12 protein-coding genes are annotated in these 17,985 nt (G+C 51.9%); 8 read left to right on the top strand and 4 right to left on the bottom strand.

Translation table 11 applies throughout. From position 1 onward, the window contains the following. Window positions 1–2 precede the first annotated feature (2 nt). The 4 genes from aat to trxB all read right to left on the bottom strand — a co-directional run bounded on the left by aat (window position 3) and on the right by trxB (window position 5,328). Window positions 3–707, bottom strand: coding sequence for a leucyl/phenylalanyl-tRNA--protein transferase (gene aat, locus C1192_RS07815; protein ID WP_038355171.1), 705 nt, complete (start codon window positions 705–707; stop codon window positions 3–5). Window positions 708–751: 44 nt separating this feature from the next. After that, window positions 752–2,473, bottom strand: coding sequence for a heme ABC transporter ATP-binding protein/permease CydC (gene cydC, locus C1192_RS07810; RefSeq protein WP_001202150.1), 1,722 nt, complete (start codon window positions 2,471–2,473; stop codon window positions 752–754). Next, on the bottom strand, window positions 2,474–4,240 hold the full coding sequence (gene cydD, locus C1192_RS07805; RefSeq protein WP_001043634.1) for a heme ABC transporter permease/ATP-binding protein CydD: 1,767 nt from the start codon (window positions 4,238–4,240) through the stop codon (window positions 2,474–2,476). It abuts the gene before it with no gap. 122 nt (window positions 4,241–4,362) lie between these two features. Beyond that, the gene (gene trxB / locus C1192_RS07800; protein ID WP_000537399.1) at window positions 4,363–5,328 is read right to left on the bottom strand and encodes a thioredoxin-disulfide reductase; all 966 of its coding nucleotides are present in this window, start codon (window positions 5,326–5,328) and stop codon (window positions 4,363–4,365) included. A gap of 544 nt (window positions 5,329–5,872) precedes the next feature. Here trxB and lrp point away from each other — a divergent pair. The 8 genes from lrp to dmsC all read left to right on the top strand — a co-directional run bounded on the left by lrp (window position 5,873) and on the right by dmsC (window position 17,981). Then, entirely contained in the window at window positions 5,873–6,367 is a 495-nt protein-coding gene (gene lrp, locus C1192_RS07790) for a leucine-responsive transcriptional regulator Lrp (RefSeq protein WP_000228473.1), read from the top strand. A 134-nt stretch (window positions 6,368–6,501) separates the two neighbouring features. Next, window positions 6,502–10,299, top strand: coding sequence for a DNA translocase FtsK (locus C1192_RS07785; RefSeq protein WP_038355170.1), 3,798 nt, complete (start codon window positions 6,502–6,504; stop codon window positions 10,297–10,299). A 158-nt stretch (window positions 10,300–10,457) separates the two neighbouring features. Beyond that, complete coding sequence (lolA, locus tag C1192_RS07780; protein ID WP_001516101.1) at window positions 10,458–11,069, top strand: outer membrane lipoprotein periplasmic chaperone LolA; 612 nt, start codon at window positions 10,458–10,460, stop codon at window positions 11,067–11,069. A gap of 9 nt (window positions 11,070–11,078) precedes the next feature. Continuing rightward, window positions 11,079–12,422 carry a replication-associated recombination protein RarA gene (gene rarA, locus C1192_RS07775; RefSeq protein WP_038355169.1) on the top strand — a complete coding sequence of 448 codons (1,344 nt, stop codon included), beginning with the start codon at window positions 11,079–11,081 and terminating at the stop codon, window positions 12,420–12,422. Between the two features lie 90 nt (window positions 12,423–12,512). Beyond that, window positions 12,513–13,805, top strand: coding sequence for a serine--tRNA ligase (gene serS, locus C1192_RS07770; RefSeq protein ID WP_000886683.1), 1,293 nt, complete (start codon window positions 12,513–12,515; stop codon window positions 13,803–13,805). A 238-nt stretch (window positions 13,806–14,043) separates the two neighbouring features. Continuing rightward, window positions 14,044–16,488, top strand: coding sequence for a dimethylsulfoxide reductase subunit A (gene dmsA / locus C1192_RS07765; protein WP_038355168.1), 2,445 nt, complete (start codon window positions 14,044–14,046; stop codon window positions 16,486–16,488). 10 nt (window positions 16,489–16,498) lie between these two features. Then, window positions 16,499–17,116 carry a dimethylsulfoxide reductase iron-sulfur subunit DmsB gene (gene dmsB, locus C1192_RS07760; protein WP_000213098.1) on the top strand — a complete coding sequence of 206 codons (618 nt, stop codon included), beginning with the start codon at window positions 16,499–16,501 and terminating at the stop codon, window positions 17,114–17,116. Window position 17,117: 1 nt separating this feature from the next. Then, window positions 17,118–17,981 (top strand): dimethyl sulfoxide reductase anchor subunit DmsC, encoded by an 864-nt coding sequence (gene dmsC / locus C1192_RS07755; RefSeq protein ID WP_001516103.1) that lies wholly within the window; start codon window positions 17,118–17,120, stop codon window positions 17,979–17,981. The last annotated feature ends 4 nt before the right edge of the window (window positions 17,982–17,985 follow it).

Below are 17,985 nucleotides of genomic sequence, written 5' to 3'. Positions count from 1 at the left end.
ATTCATTTCTGTGGCGAAAACAATTGCCGCGGCACCCAGAAATTATTCGGTAATCGTTCCGGGCGCATTTGATTGAGGTAATTGAGGTAATCCCGCCGGGGAATTTCGCAGGCACCAAGCGAAGCCGTGTGATCATTAAGCACCTGGCAGTCGATCATTTTGCCGCCATGACGGATAAATTCTTCGCAGAAGATCATGAGCGCCGTTTTGGACGCATTTTCCATCCGGCTGAACATCGATTCGCCACAAAATAGCGTTCCCTGCGCTACGCCATATATGCCGCCGACAAGCTCGTCTTCATGCCAGACTTCAATGGAGTGGGCATGACCCAGCTCGTGTAAGCGGTGGTAGGCTTCAATCACATCGCGCGTAATCCAGGTTCCTTCTTCGCGATCGCTGGCACAGCCTTCAATGACCTGACCAAAGGCATGATTCATCGTGACATGGTAAGGCGAGCGTTTATGAAATCGTTTCATACTGCGACTGATGTGCAGTGATTCCGGCCATAATACTGCGCGTGGATCCGGCGACCACCAGAGAATGGGGTCGCCAGGAGAAAACCATGGGAAAATACCACGCTGATAAGCCATTAACAGGCGCGCGGGGCTAAGATCGCCCCCCAGCGCCAGCAGGCCGTTAGGCTCACGTAATGCGCCTTCCGGAGAAGGGAAGGCTATTGAATGGCGAGAAAGCTGAACCAGGCGCATGACCGCAAAACTCCACTACGCAAGTCGGATCGTTCAATAATAGCTTACAAACCCTGCTTAAACTGGTAATAACGCCCCTGTCTGGCAAGCAGTTCTGCGTGAGTACCTTGCTCAATAATTTGCCCGTTGTCCATCACTATTATTTGCTGGAAATGAGAGAGTCCGCGAAGTCGGTGAGTGACCATTAACACCGTTTTCTCACGCATCATTTCTGCAAGTAATTCAAGGATCTGACTTTCTGTTGTGGCATCTAAACCTTCGGTAGGTTCGTCCAGCAATACCAGCGGCGCATTGTGCAATAGTGCGCGGGCGATAGCCAGACGGCGCAGTTCACCACCAGAGAGTTGACGTCCGCCTTCACCTAACCAACTGTTGAGTCCTGCATCTTCGAGCAATTTCTCCAGACCGACGCGGCGCAAGATCTCCGCCAGAGCCTCATCACTACTGCCAGGCGAAGCGAGTAATAGATTATCTCGCAGCGTGGCGCTAAACAGATGCACACGCTGCGGCACAACGCTGATGGTCTGGCGCAGAGTCGCTTCGTTCAGGCTGGCAATGGGGCTACCGTTAAGCAGAATCTCGCCTTGCTGTGGATCCCATGCGCGAGTCAGCAGTTGTAACAGAGTTGATTTGCCGCATCCGGTTCGCCCGAGAATCGCAATATGTTCTCCGGCGTTTGCCTGAAGGGAAATCCCTTTAAGCGCTTGTTGTGATTGTTCCGGATAAGTGAACTGAACATCACGTAATGTCAGGGATACCTGATCGGCAACACTGGATTGGGTATCAGGAAAGGTAACTTCCGGCTTTTGGTCCGTTAAGTCAGTGATTCGCACGGCAGAGGCAATCACTTGCCCCAGATGCTGAAATGCGCCAGTCACCGGAGTCAGCGCTTCAAATGCAGCTAACGCGCAGAAGACAAACAGCGCAATTAACGCGCCAGGCTGATTATTACTACCAACGCCACCGGAGGCCATCCATAGCATCAGGATCACCGCCAGCGCGCCAATCAGCAGCATAATCGCTTGTGATAACGCGGTCAGTTCGGACTGGCGGCGTTGCGCTTCCAGCCACTGAATTTCGGTATTCTCTAACTGCGTGCGATAACGATCGCTAGCGCCAAAAATGGTCAGCTCGGCTTGCCCTTGCAGCCATGCGGTTAATTGTTGGCGATACTGACCGCGAAGGTGAGTCAGATTTTGCCCGGTGCTCTTTCCGGCGCGATAAAACAGCGGAGGCATCAGGAACAACGTCAGCAACATAATGCCGCCCAGCGTAAAGGCGAGGGTGAAATCAAGGAAGCTTAACCCGACGGTCACCACCATAATCACCACAAAAGCACCTACCAGCGGCGAAATAACGCGCAGATAAAGATGATCGAGCGTATCAACATCCGCCACGACACGGTTGAGTAATTCACCCTGGCGATAGCGGGCCAGCCCGGCAGGGGAGAGTGGCAATAGTTTGCTGAAGGTGTAAATGCGCAGATGCTGCAATACGCGGAAAGTCGCGTCATGACTCACCAGTCGTTCAAAATAGCGACCGGCGGTACGGGTGATTGCCGCGCCACGCACACCTGCGGCGGGCAGCATATAGTTAAAACTATACAGGCCTGCGACACCGGCTACAGCCGATGCGGAGAGGAACCAGCCGGAAAGTGTTAACAGACCGATACTGGCGAGCAGAGTAATAATCGCCAGCACAATACCGAGGCTTAACATCCACTTATGGCGTTTATACAGTGCCAGATAGGGTAGCAAAGCGCGCATTTAAATCTCCTCCTGACGATGGGCCAGTAATGTGGCGAAAGGACCGTTAGCCACGCTTAACTCCGCGTAACGTCCTTGCTCGACAATCTGACCATCCTGCATTACCCAGATGGCATCCCAGTCAGCAAGATCTTCTAACTGGTGGGTGACCATTAACGTAGTCTGGCGCAGTGAGGCGGCATTCAGTGCTTCCATCACGCGCTGCTCGCTGTGAGCATCAAGGCTGGCAGCGGGTTCATCCAACAGTAATAGCGAGCAGGGATTTAGTAACGCACGAGCCACCGCCACGCGTTGCGCCTGACCCACGGAAAGGCGGGCTGCCTGGTCGCCAACAGGCGTATCAACACCTTGTGGCAGGAGCGGTAGAAACTCACTGACCCACGCGTTATCCAGTGCTGTTTGTAACTCTTGTTCGCTGGCATCAGGTCGCGCTAGCAGTACGTTATCCCGTAGTGTTGCCGCCGGTAATTGCGGATTCTGCCCAACCCAGGAGAGATGTTTGCGCCACGATTCCGGTGATAAATCGCTCAATTCTATGCCGTTGACTCGTAGCGATCCCTGATAGGAAAGAAAACCGGAAAGCGCATTCAATAGTGAGCTTTTACCTGAACCGCTACGACCAACTAACACCGCACGTTGGCCTGCTGGCAGAGTAAAATTCAGCGGGCCGACCAGCGTTTTACCTTCTGGTGAAGTGATAAACAGATCCTCGGCTTCAATGGTCACCGGATCGTTAGACGCTAACTCCGCCTCACCGCGTTGTGGATGAGCGAGTGGGGTTTCCATAAACGTTTTCAGGCTGTCGGCTGCGCCAACCGCCTGGGCTTTAGCATGATAAAACGTACCGAGATCGCGTAATGGCTGGAAAAACTCTGGCGCAAGGATGAGTGCGAGAAAACCCGCAGCCAGCGTCACCCCAGTATCGTAGTGACCAAAATCCAGCTCACCGAGGTAGGAGAAACCAAAGTAGACCGCCACCAGAGCAATTGACAGCGAGGTGAAGAATTCCAGAATGCCGGAGGATAAAAATGCCAGTCGTAGCACCTCCATCGTCCGTTGACGGAAATCTTCCGAAGCAGAACGAATGCTTTCAATTTCGGCTTCACCACGACCAAAAATACGCAGTGTTTCCATGCCGCGCAGGCGATCGAGGAAATGTCCACTTAAGCGAGCAAGCGCGAGAAAGTTACGTCGGTTCGCATCGGCTGCGCCCATCCCAACCAAAGCCATAAATAACGGGATTAATGGAGCGGTGCCCAGCAGAATGAGCGCCGCAGCCCAGTTAGAAGGGAAGATCGCGACCACAATCAGTAGCGGCACTGATACCGCCAGCGCCATTTGCGGCAGGTAGCGAGCATAGTAATCATGCATATCGTCAATTTGCTCAAGTACCAGCGTCGCCCAACTCCCGGCTGGCTTGCCCTGAATCCATGCAGGCCCTGCTTGTTGCAGGCGGTCGAGAACCTGGCGGCGAATGGCAAAACGGATATGCTGCCCGGCGTGATAACCCACCCGTTCGCGTAACCAGACCACCCATGCGCGCAGCACAAAGGTCAGTACCAGTAAAGTAAAGGGAAGCAGCAGGGCTTCGCGGGGAATATTCTCCATAATCACATGTTGCAGAATACGCGCCATGAACCAGGCCTGGGCAATTATTAATATGCCGCTCACAAAGCCCAGCAGACGAGAAATATTCAGCCAACGTTGGGAGATGACGCTTTGCTGTTTTAACCAGCGGGTTAACTCTTTTTGACGGGATTTATTCATTGCACGCTTAGCAGGTGAGTTATCAGAATTTTTTGCAGGGCAATGTTACAACGGGGAAATAATAAAGGCGACCCATAGTCGCATGGAGTCGCCTTTTTTACTTTTGTTACTGATATGTAAAATTATTTTTCGCCGTATAAACCGTCGAGGTAGCGTTCAGCATCAAGTGCCGCCATGCAACCTGTACCAGCAGAAGTAATGGCCTGGCGATAAATGTGATCCATTACATCACCTGCGGCAAACACGCCCGGGATACTGGTCTGGGTGGCATTGCCATGAATACCCGACTGTACTTTGATGTAGCCGTTTTCCAGTTCCAGTTGCCCTTCAAAAATGGCGGTGTTCGGACTGTGGCCGATAGCAACAAACAGGCCAGCAACGTCGAGTGATTCGATGTTATCGCTGTTTTGCGTATCGCGCAGACGAACGCCTGTGACGCCCATCTGATCGCCAGTCACTTCTTCCAGCGTGCGGTTGGTGTGCAGAATGATGTTGCCGTTCTCCACTTTATCCATCAGACGCTTAATGAGGATTTTTTCTGCGCGGAAACTATCGCGGCGGTGGATCAAATGTACTTCGGAAGCGATGTTAGACAGATACAGCGCCTCTTCAACCGCAGTATTGCCGCCGCCGATAACCGCTACTTTTTGGTTACGATAGAAGAATCCATCGCAAGTCGCACAGGCAGAGACACCACGACCTTTAAAAGCCTCTTCAGAGGGCAGGCCGAGATAGCGTGCAGAAGCCCCGGTGGCAATAATCAGCGCATCGCAAGTGTATTCGCCGCTGTCGCCAGTCAGGCGAAACGGACGATTCTGCAAATCCACTTTGTTGATGTGATCAAAGATGATTTCAGTTTCAAATTTGGTGGCATGTTCATGCATGCGCTCCATTAACAACGGTCCGGTCAGATCGTTTGCATCGCCTGGCCAGTTTTCCACTTCCGTGGTGGTGGTCAGTTGGCCGCCTTTTTCCATGCCGGTGATCAGCACCGGTTGCAGGTTGGCGCGTGCCGCGTAGACAGCAGCGGTATAGCCCGCCGGGCCTGAACCCAGGATAAGCAGTTTACTGTGTTTGGTCGTGCCCATGAGATCCCCATAGTTGTTGGCAGACAATAGGCAGGATTGTAGGGAATTTACAGGCGTAAAAAAAGAGTATGACGATTTTGTTAACGATTTGTGCAATCGTCAAAAGCGATAAGCGTGTCAAATTCTTCTGTCATTATCACCTCTGCTACTTAATTTTTCCGGTTTATAAGCCGATTAAATGATGATTAAACGCGACTGTTAATGAATATCTGGCATGTTGTACTAAAAAACGATGTTTTGCTTTGACAATCACCTGGCGTTTTGCGAAAACATTCGAGGAAGAAAAAAACAGTATTCTTATATGCGCATAATCATGCATGTAAATACCATGTTTACCGTGCTAGTGAAATCTACGCATGGCGTGGACAGACGCCATTCGTGATGTCGATAGCTGCCACAAGGCAACGGTCTTCTCACCGTAGACCCAGGCATTGCGCGCCGTGAATCTTAATGATTTCGGTCTATCGTGACGGGTAGCGACTCTGGACAGTGATGTTTTCAGGGTCAGACAGGAGTAGGGAAGGAATACAGAGAGACAATAATAATGGTAGATAGCAAGAAGCGCCCTGGCAAAGATCTCGACCGTATCGATCGTAACATTCTTAATGAGTTGCAAAAGGATGGGCGTATTTCTAACGTCGAGCTTTCTAAACGTGTGGGACTTTCCCCAACGCCGTGCCTTGAGCGTGTGCGTCGGCTGGAAAGACAAGGGTTTATTCAGGGCTATACGGCGCTGTTGAACCCGCATTATCTGGATGCATCACTTCTGGTATTCGTTGAGATTACTCTGAATCGTGGCGCTCCGGATGTGTTTGAACAATTCAATACCGCTGTACAAAAACTTGAAGAAATTCAGGAGTGTCATTTAGTATCTGGTGATTTCGACTACCTGTTGAAAACACGCGTGCCGGATATGTCAGCTTATCGTAAGCTGTTGGGGGAAACTCTGCTGCGTCTGCCTGGCGTCAATGACACACGGACATACGTTGTTATGGAAGAAGTCAAGCAGAGTAATCGTCTGGTTATTAAGACGCGCTAACACGGAACAGGTGCAAAATCGGCGTATTTTGATTACACTCCTGTTAATCCATACAGCAACAGTACTGGGGTAACCTGGTACTGTTGTCCGTTTTAGCATCGGGCAGGAAAAGCCTGTAACCTGGAGAGCCTTTCTTGAGCCAGGAATACACTGAAGACAAAGAAGTCACATTGACAAAGTTAAGCAGCGGGCGCCGACTTCTGGAGGCGTTGCTGATTCTTATTGTTCTGTTTGCCGTCTGGTTGATGGCAGCTTTATTAAGCTTTAATCCTTCGGATCCCAGTTGGTCACAAACGGCCTGGCATGAGCCTATCCATAATTTAGGTGGGGCACCTGGCGCATGGCTGGCCGATACCCTGTTCTTCATTTTCGGCGTCATGGCTTACACCATCCCCGTCATTATCATCGGTGGCTGTTGGTTTGCCTGGCGTCAGCAGGCCAGCGACGAATACATTGATTATTTTGCCGTCTCGCTGCGAATTATTGGTGTGCTGGCGATCATCCTTACTTCCTGTGGTCTGGCGGCGATCAATGCTGACGATATCTGGTATTTTGCCTCCGGTGGCGTAATCGGGAGTTTATTAAGCACTACGCTGCAGCCACTGTTACACAGTAGTGGGGGAACGATTGCGCTGCTTTGCGTCTGGGCGGCAGGCCTGACGCTGTTTACCGGTTGGTCCTGGGTGACTATTGCCGAAAAACTGGGCGGCTGGATTTTAAACATTCTCACATTTGCCAGTAACCGTACTCGTCGCGACGATACCTGGGTTGATGAAGATGAGTATGAAGACGACGAAGAGTATGAAGATGAGAGTCACGGCAAACAACATGAGTCGCGCCGTGCCCGGATCCTTCGTGGCGCATTAGCGCGTCGTAAACGTCTGGCCGAAAAATTCATTAATCCGATGGGGCGGAAAACTGACGCTGCGTTGTTCTCCGGCAAGCGGATGGATGATGAAGAAGAAATTACCTACACGGCGCGCGGTGTCGCCGCCGATCCTGATGACGTCCTCTTTTCGGGCAATCGTGCAACGCAGCCAGAATATGACGAATACGATCCGTTATTAAATGGTGCGCCGATTACCGAACCTGTAGCTGCTGCAGCGGCTGCGACCACTGTGACACAAAGCTGGGTTGCGCCGGTTGAACCGGTAACCCAGACACCACCATCTGCACCTGTTGATATTTCACCAACACAGCCCACAGTGGCCTGGCAACCTGTTCCTGGACCGCAAGCGGGTGAACCGATAATTGCACCTGTATCCGAAGGTTACCCGCAGCAACCGCAATATGTGCAGCCTGCGGTGCAATATAACGAATCGCTGCAACAACCGGCGCAGCCTCAGCAGCCATATTATGCGCCTGCGCCGGAACAACCGGTGGTTGGTAACACCTGGCAAGCTGAAGAATCGCAATCCACTTTTGCTCCACAACCTACTTACCAGCCGGAGCAAACTTATCAGCAGCCGACCGTTCAAGAGCCGTTGTATCAACAGCCACAACCTGTTGAACAGCAGCCTGTCGTTGAACCGGAACCTGTTGTTGAAGAGACAAAGCCTGCACGTCCGCCACTTTACTATTTTGAAGAAGTGGAAGAGAAGCGTGCGCGTGAACGTGAGCAACTTGCGGCCTGGTATCAACCGATTCCTGAACCGGTTAAAGAACCAGAACCGGTCAAGCCTGTTTTGGCACGACCAGGTGTTGCAGCAGTGCCGCCGGTAGAATCCGCAGCCGCAGTCTCACCGCTGGCATCTGGCGTGAAGAAAGCGACCCTGGCAACGGGAGCCGCAGCGACGGTGGCTGCACCTGTCTTCAGCCTGTCAAATAGCGGTGGACCGCGCCCGCAAGTGAAAGAGGGTATTGGCCCTCAGTTGCCAAGGCCGAAGCGTATTCGTGTTCCGACGCGTCGTGAACTGGCGTCATACGGTATTAAGCTACCCTCACAGCGTGCAGCGGAAGAGAAGGCACGTGAAGCGCAGCGCAACCAGTACGATTCTGCCGGGCAGTATAACGATGATGAAATAGATGCAATGCAGCAGGATGAACTGGCTCGTCAGTTCGCCCAGACGCAGCAGCAACGCTATGGTGAACAGTATCAGCATGATGTGCCAGTTAACCCGGAAGATGAAATAGATGCCGCAGCAGAGGCAGAACTGGCTCGTCAGTTCGTCCAGACACAGCAGCAACGTTATTCCGGTGAACAACCTGCGGGGGCGAATCCGTTCTCGCTGGATGATTTTGAATTTTCACCGATGAAAGCATTAGTGGATGATGGTCCACACGAGCCGCTGTTTACGCCAATTGTTGAACCTGTTCAGCAGCCGCAACAACCGGTCGCGCCGCAGCCGCAGTATCAACAGCCACAGCAACCAGTCGTGCCGCAGCCGCAGGATACCCTGCTTCATCCGCTGTTAATGCGCAATGGCGACAGTCGTCCGTTGCACAAGCCGACAACGCCGTTGCCATCGCTGGATTTGTTGACGCCGCCGCCGAGCGAAGTGGAGCCAGTAGATACCTTTGCGCTCGAACAAATGGCACGTCTGGTGGAGGCGCGCCTGGCTGATTTCCGCATTAAAGCCGATGTTGTTAACTACTCACCAGGGCCAGTTATCACTCGCTTTGAACTGAACCTGGCACCGGGTGTAAAAGCCGCGCGTATTTCTAACTTGTCACGTGACCTTGCCCGTTCGTTATCAACAGTGGCAGTCCGTGTAGTTGAAGTAATCCCAGGTAAACCTTATGTAGGTCTGGAATTACCGAATAAAAAACGCCAGACCGTTTATTTGCGCGAAGTGCTGGATAACGCCAGGTTCCGTGATAACCCATCACCGTTGACGATTGTATTGGGTAAAGATATTGCCGGTGAGCCGGTGGTTGCCGATCTGGCGAAAATGCCGCACTTATTGGTTGCGGGGACTACCGGTTCCGGTAAGTCTGTCGGTGTGAACGCTATGATCCTGAGTATGCTCTATAAAGCGCAGCCGGAAGATGTGCGTTTCATCATGATCGACCCGAAAATGCTGGAGCTTTCGGTTTATGAAGGTATCCCGCATCTGTTAACGGAAGTCGTTACCGACATGAAAGATGCAGCTAATGCTCTGCGCTGGTGTGTCAACGAGATGGAACGTCGTTATAAGCTGATGTCGGCACTGGGTGTGCGTAACCTGGCAGGTTATAACGAAAAAATTGCTGAAGCTGATCGTATGATGCGGCCAATTCCAGATCCGTACTGGAAGCCGGGCGATAGTATGGATGCCCAGCATCCGGTGCTGAAAAAAGAGCCGTATATCGTGGTGCTGGTGGACGAATTTGCCGACCTGATGATGACGGTGGGTAAAAAAGTGGAAGAGCTGATTGCACGTCTGGCGCAAAAAGCCCGTGCCGCGGGTATCCACCTCGTACTGGCAACGCAACGTCCTTCGGTTGATGTTATTACTGGTCTGATTAAAGCGAACATTCCGACCCGTATCGCCTTCACGGTATCCAGCAAGATCGACTCACGTACCATTCTTGATCAGGCTGGCGCAGAATCGCTACTGGGAATGGGGGATATGCTCTACTCCGGGCCTAACTCCACCATGCCAGTACGTGTTCACGGTGCCTTTGTTCGCGATCAGGAAGTACATGCGGTGGTGCAGGACTGGAAAGCCCGTGGTCGTCCGCAGTATGTTGACGGCATCACTTCCGACAGCGAAAGTGAAGGTGGTGCGGGTGGTTTTGACGGTGCTGAAGAGCTGGATCCGTTGTTCGATCAGGCGGTGGCGTTTGTCACTGAAAAACGCAAAGCGTCTATTTCCGGTGTTCAGCGTCAGTTCCGCATCGGTTACAACCGTGCCGCACGCATCGTAGAACAGATGGAAGCGCAGGGGATCGTCAGCGAACAGGGTCACAACGGTAATCGTGAAGTGCTGGCCCCACCGCCATTTGACTAATTGGTGAATCGTAGGCCGGATAAGACGTGATAACGTTGCATCCGGCACTCCATCAACTGAAAATTCAGTATTTTCTTCTTTCCTCAAGCTGATTATTAGCCTGGAATAGAGAGTAGAGGGAACTCCCGTTTGGGAGTGACGTAATTTGAGGAACAATGATGAAAAAAATTGCCATCACCTGTGCATTACTCTCAAGCTTCGTGGCGAGCAGCGTTTGGGCTGACGCCGCAAGCGATCTGAAAAGCCGCCTGGATAAAGTCAGCAGTTTCCATGCCAGCTTTACGCAAAAGGTCACTGACGGTAGCGGCGCTGCTGTACAGGAAGGTCAGGGGGATTTATGGGTGAAACGCCCTAATCTGTTTAACTGGCATATGACTCAGCCGGATGAAAGTGTTCTGGTTTCTGACGGTAAAACACTGTGGTTCTATAATCCCTTTGTTGAACAAGCCACGGCAACCTGGCTGAAAGATGCCACCGGCAATACGCCGTTTATGCTGATTGCCCGTAACCAGTCCAGTGACTGGCAGCAATACAACATCAAACAGAATGGCGATGACTTTATCCTGACGCCGAAAGCCAGCAATGGCAATCTGAAGCAATTCACCATTAATGTGGGGCGCGATGGTACGATCCATCAGTTTAGTGCGGTAGAGCAGGACGATCAGCGCAGTAGTTATCAACTGAAATCCCAGCAAAACGGTGCTGTGGATGCAGCGAAATTTACCTTCACCCCGCCGCAAGGCGTAACGGTAGATGACCAACGTAAGTAGAGGCCCTGAGTGAGCAATCTGTCGCTCGATTTTTCGGATAATACTTTTCAACCTCTGGCCGCGCGTATGCGGCCAGAAAATTTAGCACAGTATATCGGCCAGCAGCATTTGCTGGCTGCGGGGAAACCGTTGCCGCGTGCTATCGAAGCGGGGCACTTGCATTCCATGATCCTCTGGGGGCCACCCGGTACTGGTAAAACGACCCTCGCAGAAGTCATTGCCCGCTATGCGAATGCTGATGTGGAACGCATTTCAGCCGTCACCTCTGGCGTTAAAGAGATTCGCGAGGCAATCGAGCGAGCGCGGCAGAACCGCAATGCCGGTCGGCGCACCATTCTGTTTGTTGATGAAGTTCACCGCTTCAACAAAAGTCAGCAGGATGCTTTTCTACCGCATATTGAAGATGGCACCATCACTTTCATTGGCGCGACGACTGAAAACCCGTCGTTTGAACTTAACTCGGCATTGCTTTCCCGTGCCCGAGTTTATCTGCTGAAATCCCTTAGCACAGAGGATATTGAGCAAGTACTGACTCAGGCGATGGAAGACAGAACCCGCGGTTACGGTGGGCAAGATATTGTTCTGCCAGATGAGACGCGTCGGGCGATTGCTGAACTGGTGAATGGCGATGCGCGCCGGGCGTTAAATACGCTGGAAATGATGGCGGATATGGCCGAAGTCGATAACAGCGGTAAACGTGTTCTGAAGACAGAATTATTGACGGAAATCGCCGGTGAGCGCAGTGCCCGCTTCGATAACAAAGGCGATCGCTTTTACGATCTGATTTCCGCGCTGCATAAATCTGTGCGCGGTAGCGCCCCCGATGCGGCGCTTTACTGGTATGCGCGAATTATTACTGCCGGTGGCGATCCGTTATATGTCGCACGTCGCTGCCTTGCAATAGCGTCGGAAGATGTCGGCAATGCTGATCCGCGTGCGATGCAGGTGGCAATAGCTGCCTGGGATTGCTTTACCCGGGTGGGTCCGGCAGAGGGCGAGCGCGCCATTGCCCAGGCGATTGTTTATCTGGCTTGCGCACCAAAAAGTAACGCTGTGTATACTGCGTTTAAAGCCGCGCTGGCCGATGCTCGCGAACGTCCGGATTATGACGTGCCAGTTCACTTGCGCAATGCGCCGACCAAACTGATGAAGGAAATGGGCTACGGGCAGGAATATCGTTACGCTCATGATGAAGCAAACGCTTATGCCGCCGGTGAGGTTTACTTCCCGCCGGAAATAGCACAAACACGCTATTATTTCCCGACCAACAGAGGCCTTGAAGGCAAGATTGGCGAAAAGCTCGCCTGGCTGGCTGAACAGGATCAAAATAGCCCCATAAAACGCTACCGTTAATGTTATCGTTGCGGTAATGTTGTTACTGTATCCCTGTGGTCGCAGGCTGTGGCCACATCTCCCATTTAATTCGATAAGCACAGGATAAGCATGCTCGATCCCAATCTGCTGCGTAATGAGCCAGACGCAGTCGCTGAAAAACTGGCACGCCGGGGCTTTAAGCTGGATGTAGATAAGCTGGGCGCTCTTGAAGAGCGTCGTAAAGTATTGCAGGTCAAAACGGAAAACCTGCAAGCGGAGCGTAACTCCCGATCGAAATCCATTGGCCAGGCGAAAGCGCGCGGGGAAGATATTGAGCCTTTACGTCTGGAAGTGAACAAACTGGGCGAAGAGCTGGATGCAGCAAAAGCCGAGCTGGATGCTTTACAGGCTGAAATTCGCGATATCGCGCTGACAATCCCTAACCTGCCTGCAGATGAAGTGCCGGTAGGTAAAGACGAAAATGACAACGTTGAAGTTAGCCGCTGGGGCACCCCGCGCGAGTTTGACTTTGAAGTTCGTGACCACGTGACGCTGGGTGAAATGCACTCAGGTCTTGACTTTGCAGCAGCAGTTAAGCTGACCGGTTCGCGCTTTGTGGTGATGAAAGGGCAAATCGCTCGCATGCACCGTGCGCTGTCGCAGTTTATGCTGGATCTGCACACCGAGCAGCATGGCTATAGCGAAAACTATGTCCCGTATCTGGTTAACCAGGACACGCTGTACGGTACTGGTCAGTTGCCGAAATTTGCTGGTGACCTGTTCCATACTCGTCCGCTGGAAGAAGAAGCTGACACCAGTAACTACGCGCTGATCCCGACGGCGGAAGTTCCGCTGACCAACCTGGTGCGCGGTGAAATCATCGATGAAGATGATCTGCCAATTAAGATGACCGCCCATACACCGTGCTTCCGTTCTGAAGCTGGTTCTTATGGTCGTGACACTCGCGGCCTGATCCGTATGCACCAGTTCGACAAAGTTGAAATGGTTCAGATCGTGCGTCCGGAAGACTCTATGGCGGCACTGGAAGAGATGACCGGTCATGCAGAAAAAGTCCTGCAACTGCTGGGTCTGCCGTACCGTAAAATCATTCTTTGCACTGGCGACATGGGCTTTGGCGCTTGCAAAACTTACGACCTGGAAGTATGGATCCCGGCACAGAACACCTACCGCGAGATCTCTTCCTGCTCTAACGTCTGGGATTTCCAGGCACGTCGTATGCAGGCACGTTGCCGCAGCAAGTCAGACAAGAAAACCCGTCTGGTTCATACCCTGAACGGTTCTGGTCTGGCTGTTGGTCGTACGTTGGTTGCGGTAATGGAAAACTATCAGCAGGCTGATGGCCGTATTGAAGTACCAGAAGTTCTGCGTCCGTACATGAACGGACTGGAATATATTGGCTAATATCTAAATATGCCGAATCTAAAAAGCGCCTGCGGGCGCTTTTTTTGTCTCCTTTTGATACCAAACAATAATTACATTTCACTTACGCGTAATACTACTTTCGAGTGAAAATCTATCTATCTCGTTGATTTTCAAATCATTCGATGTATACAAGCCTATATAGCGCACCGCTATAAAAATAATTACACAATACGGTTTGTTACTGGAATCAATCGTAAGCAAGCTTGAGTGAGCCATTATGAAAACGAAAATCCCTGATGCGGTATTGGCTGCTGAGGTGAGTCGCCGTGGTTTGGTAAAAACGACAGCGATCGGCGGCCTGGCGATGGCCAGCAGCGCATTAACATTACCTTTTAGTCGAATAGCGCACGCTGTCGATAACGCCATTGTGGCAAATTCTGACGAGAAGGTTGTCTGGAGCGCCTGTACAGTTAACTGTGGCAGCCGCTGCCCGCTACGTATGCATGTCGTGGACGGTGAGATCAAATACGTCGAAACGGATAATACCGGTGATGACAATTACGACGGCCTGCATCAGGTGCGCGCCTGTCTGCGTGGGCGTTCCATGCGTCGTCGCGTTTATAATCCTGATCGTCTGAAATATCCGATGAAACGGGTAGGGGCGCGTGGTGAAGGCAAATTTGAGCGCATTAGCTGGGAAGAAGCCTACGACATTATCGCTACTAATATGCAGCGTCTGATTAAAGAATATGGCAACGAATCCATCTATCTGAACTATGGTACAGGTACGCTGGGCGGCACCATGACCCGCTCCTGGCCACCGGGAAATACCCTGGTGGCGCGTTTAATGAACTGCTGTGGCGGTTACCTGAACCATTATGGTGACTACTCCTCCGCGCAAATTGCGGAAGGTCTGAACTATACCTACGGCGGCTGGGCTGATGGCAACAGCCCGTCAGATATTGAAAACAGTAAGCTGGTGGTACTGTTTGGTAATAACCCGGGCGAAACGCGAATGAGCGGCGGCGGGGTGACTTATTACCTCGAACAGGCGCGTCAGAAATCAAATGCTCGCATGATCATTATCGATCCGCGCTATACAGACACCGGTGCCGGGCGCGAAGATGAATGGATCCCGATCCGTCCGGGAACAGATGCCGCACTGGTTAATGGTCTGGCATATGTCATGATCACTGAAAACCTGGTTGATCAAGAGTTTCTCGATAAATATTGTGTCGGTTACGACGAAAAAACGTTGCCTGCCAGTGCGCCGAAAAACGGTCACTATAAAGCCTACATTCTGGGTGAAGGGCCGGACGGCGTTGCTAAAACGCCGGAATGGGCTTCGCAAATTACGGGTATTCCGGCGGACAAAATCATCAAACTGGCGCGGGAAATTGGCAGCACTAAACCGGCGTTTATCAGCCAGGGTTGGGGACCACAACGCCATGCTAACGGTGAAATCGCCACTCGTGCTATCTCAATGCTGGCGATCCTCACCGGTAACGTCGGTATTAACGGTGGCAACACCGGGGCGCGCGAAGGCTCATACAGCTTACCGTTTGTCCGTATGCCGACCCTCGAAAACCCGATCCAAACCAGCATTTCCATGTTTATGTGGACCGATGCGATTGAACGCGGCCCGGAAATGACAGCGCTGCGTGATGGTGTGCGCGGTAAAGATAAGCTGGATGTTCCGATTAAGATGATCTGGAACTATGCCGGTAACTGCCTGATTAACCAGCACTCGGAAATCAACCGCACCCATGAAATCCTTCAGGATGATAAGAAGTGCGAATTGATTGTAGTTATCGACTGCCACATGACCTCATCAGCAAAATATGCTGACATCCTGTTGCCGGATTGCACCGCCTCTGAGCAGATGGACTTTGCGCTGGATGCTTCCTGCGGAAATATGTCCTACGTAATTTTCAATGACCAGGTGATTAAACCGCGCTTTGAATGTAAGACCATCTATGAGATGACCAGCGAACTGGCAAAACGCCTTGGCGTCGAGCAACAGTTTACTGAAGGGCGTACCCAGGAAGAGTGGATGCGCCACCTGTATGCCCAGTCGCGAGAAGCGATTCCTGAATTGCCGACCTTTGAAGAGTTTCGTAAGCAGGGGATCTTTAAAAAGCGTGATCCACAAGGGCATCACGTTGCTTATAAAGCCTTCCGGGAAGATCCGCAGGCAAATCCATTGACCACGCCATCGGGCAAAATTGAGATCTATTCACAGGCACTGGCTGATATTGCAGCTACCTGGGAATTGCCAGAAGGCGATGTGATCGATCCACTGCCGATCTACACGCCGGGCTTTGAAAGTTATCAGGATCCGCTGAATAAACAGTATCCGCTGCAACTTACAGGTTTCCACTACAAATCTCGTGTGCACTCCACCTACGGTAACGTTGATGTGCTGAAAGCGGCTTGTCGCCAGGAAATGTGGATCAACCCAATTGATGCGCAAAAACGCGGTATCAACAATGGCGATAAGGTGCGGATCTTTAACGATCGCGGTGAGGTTCATATTGAGGCGAAAGTAACGCCACGAATGATGCCGGGCGTGGTCGCATTGGGTGAAGGTGCTTGGTATGACCCCGATGCGAAACGTGTTGATCAGGGCGGTTGTATCAACGTACTGACCACTCAACGCCCATCTCCTCTCGCCAAGGGGAATCCGTCACATACAAACCTCGTTCAGGTTGAAAAGGTGTAAGGAGTAACCGATGACAACCCAGTATGGATTTTTTATTGATTCCAGTCGTTGCACCGGTTGCAAAACCTGCGAACTGGCTTGTAAAGACTACAAAGATTTGACACCAGAAGTCAGCTTCCGCCGAATTTATGAATATGCGGGCGGCGACTGGCAGGAAGATAACGGCGTCTGGCATCAGAACGTATTTGCCTACTATCTCTCGATTTCATGTAATCACTGCGAAGATCCGGCGTGTACCAAAGTCTGCCCGAGCGGCGCGATGCATAAACGTGAAGATGGTTTTGTCGTTGTCGATGAAGATGTGTGTATTGGCTGTCGTTACTGCCATATGGCTTGCCCGTATGGTGCGCCACAGTACAACGAAACCAAAGGACATATGACCAAATGTGATGGTTGTTATGATCGTGTCGCGGAAGGTAAAAAACCGATCTGTGTCGAGTCTTGCCCGCTGCGGGCGCTGGATTTCGGCCCTATCGACGAGTTGCGTAAAAAACATGGCGATCTGGCCGCCGTTGCGCCGTTGCCAAGAGCGCACTTTACCAAACCAAATATTGTGATCAAACCTAACGCCAACAGCCGCCCAACCGGGGATACCACTGGCTACCTGGCAAATCCGAAGGAGGTGTGAGATGGGAAGTGGATGGCATGAATGGCCGTTGATGATCTTCACGGTCTTCGGGCAGTGTGTAGTGGGCGGTTTTATCGTTCTGGCATTTGCCTTGTTGAAAGGTGAACTTCGGGCCGATACCCAACAGCGGGTTATTGCCTGTATGTTTGGCTTGTGGGTACTGATGGGCATTGGCTTTATTGCCTCAATGCTTCACCTTGGTTCACCGATGCGCGCCTTTAACTCACTCAATCGGGTTGGCGCTTCGGCGTTGAGTAACGAAATCGCCAGCGGTTCGATCTTTTTTGCCGTTGGTGGCATCGGCTGGTTGCTGGCAATGCTGAAAAAGCTGTCACCGGTATTACGCGCGCTGTGGCTGGTGGTGACGATGGTTCTCGGTGTGGTATTTGTCTGGATGATGGTACGTGTGTATAACAGCATCGATACCGTACCGACCTGGTACAGCATCTGGACACCGATGGGCTTCTTCCTGACCATGTTTATGGGTGGCCCGCTGCTGGGATATCTGTTACTGCGTCTGGCGGGGGTTAATGGCTGGGTGATGCGTTTACTTCCGGCAATTTCAGTGCTGGCGTTGGTGGTGAGCGGTGTAATGTCTGTAATGCAGGGGGCTGAACTCGCTACGATTCACTCTTCTGTACAACAGGCTGCGGCGCTGGTGCCGGATTACGGTGCACTGATGGCCTGGCGGATTGTGCTTATCGCTGTGGCACTGTGCTTGTGGATTGCTCCGCAGTTAAAAGGTTTTCAGCCTGCGGTGCCGCTGCTTTCCGTGTCATTCATCCTGCTTCTTGCAGGGGAATTAATCGGTCGCGGCGTATTCTACGGTTTGCATATGACCGTGGGTATGGCTGTTGCCAGCTAAAGCG

Source organism: Escherichia marmotae (assembly GCF_002900365.1).
GTDB lineage: Bacteria > Pseudomonadota > Gammaproteobacteria > Enterobacterales > Enterobacteriaceae > Escherichia > Escherichia marmotae.
Note: the sequence above shows the minus strand (reverse complement) of the source record. Positions and strands in the feature narration are given on the sequence as shown.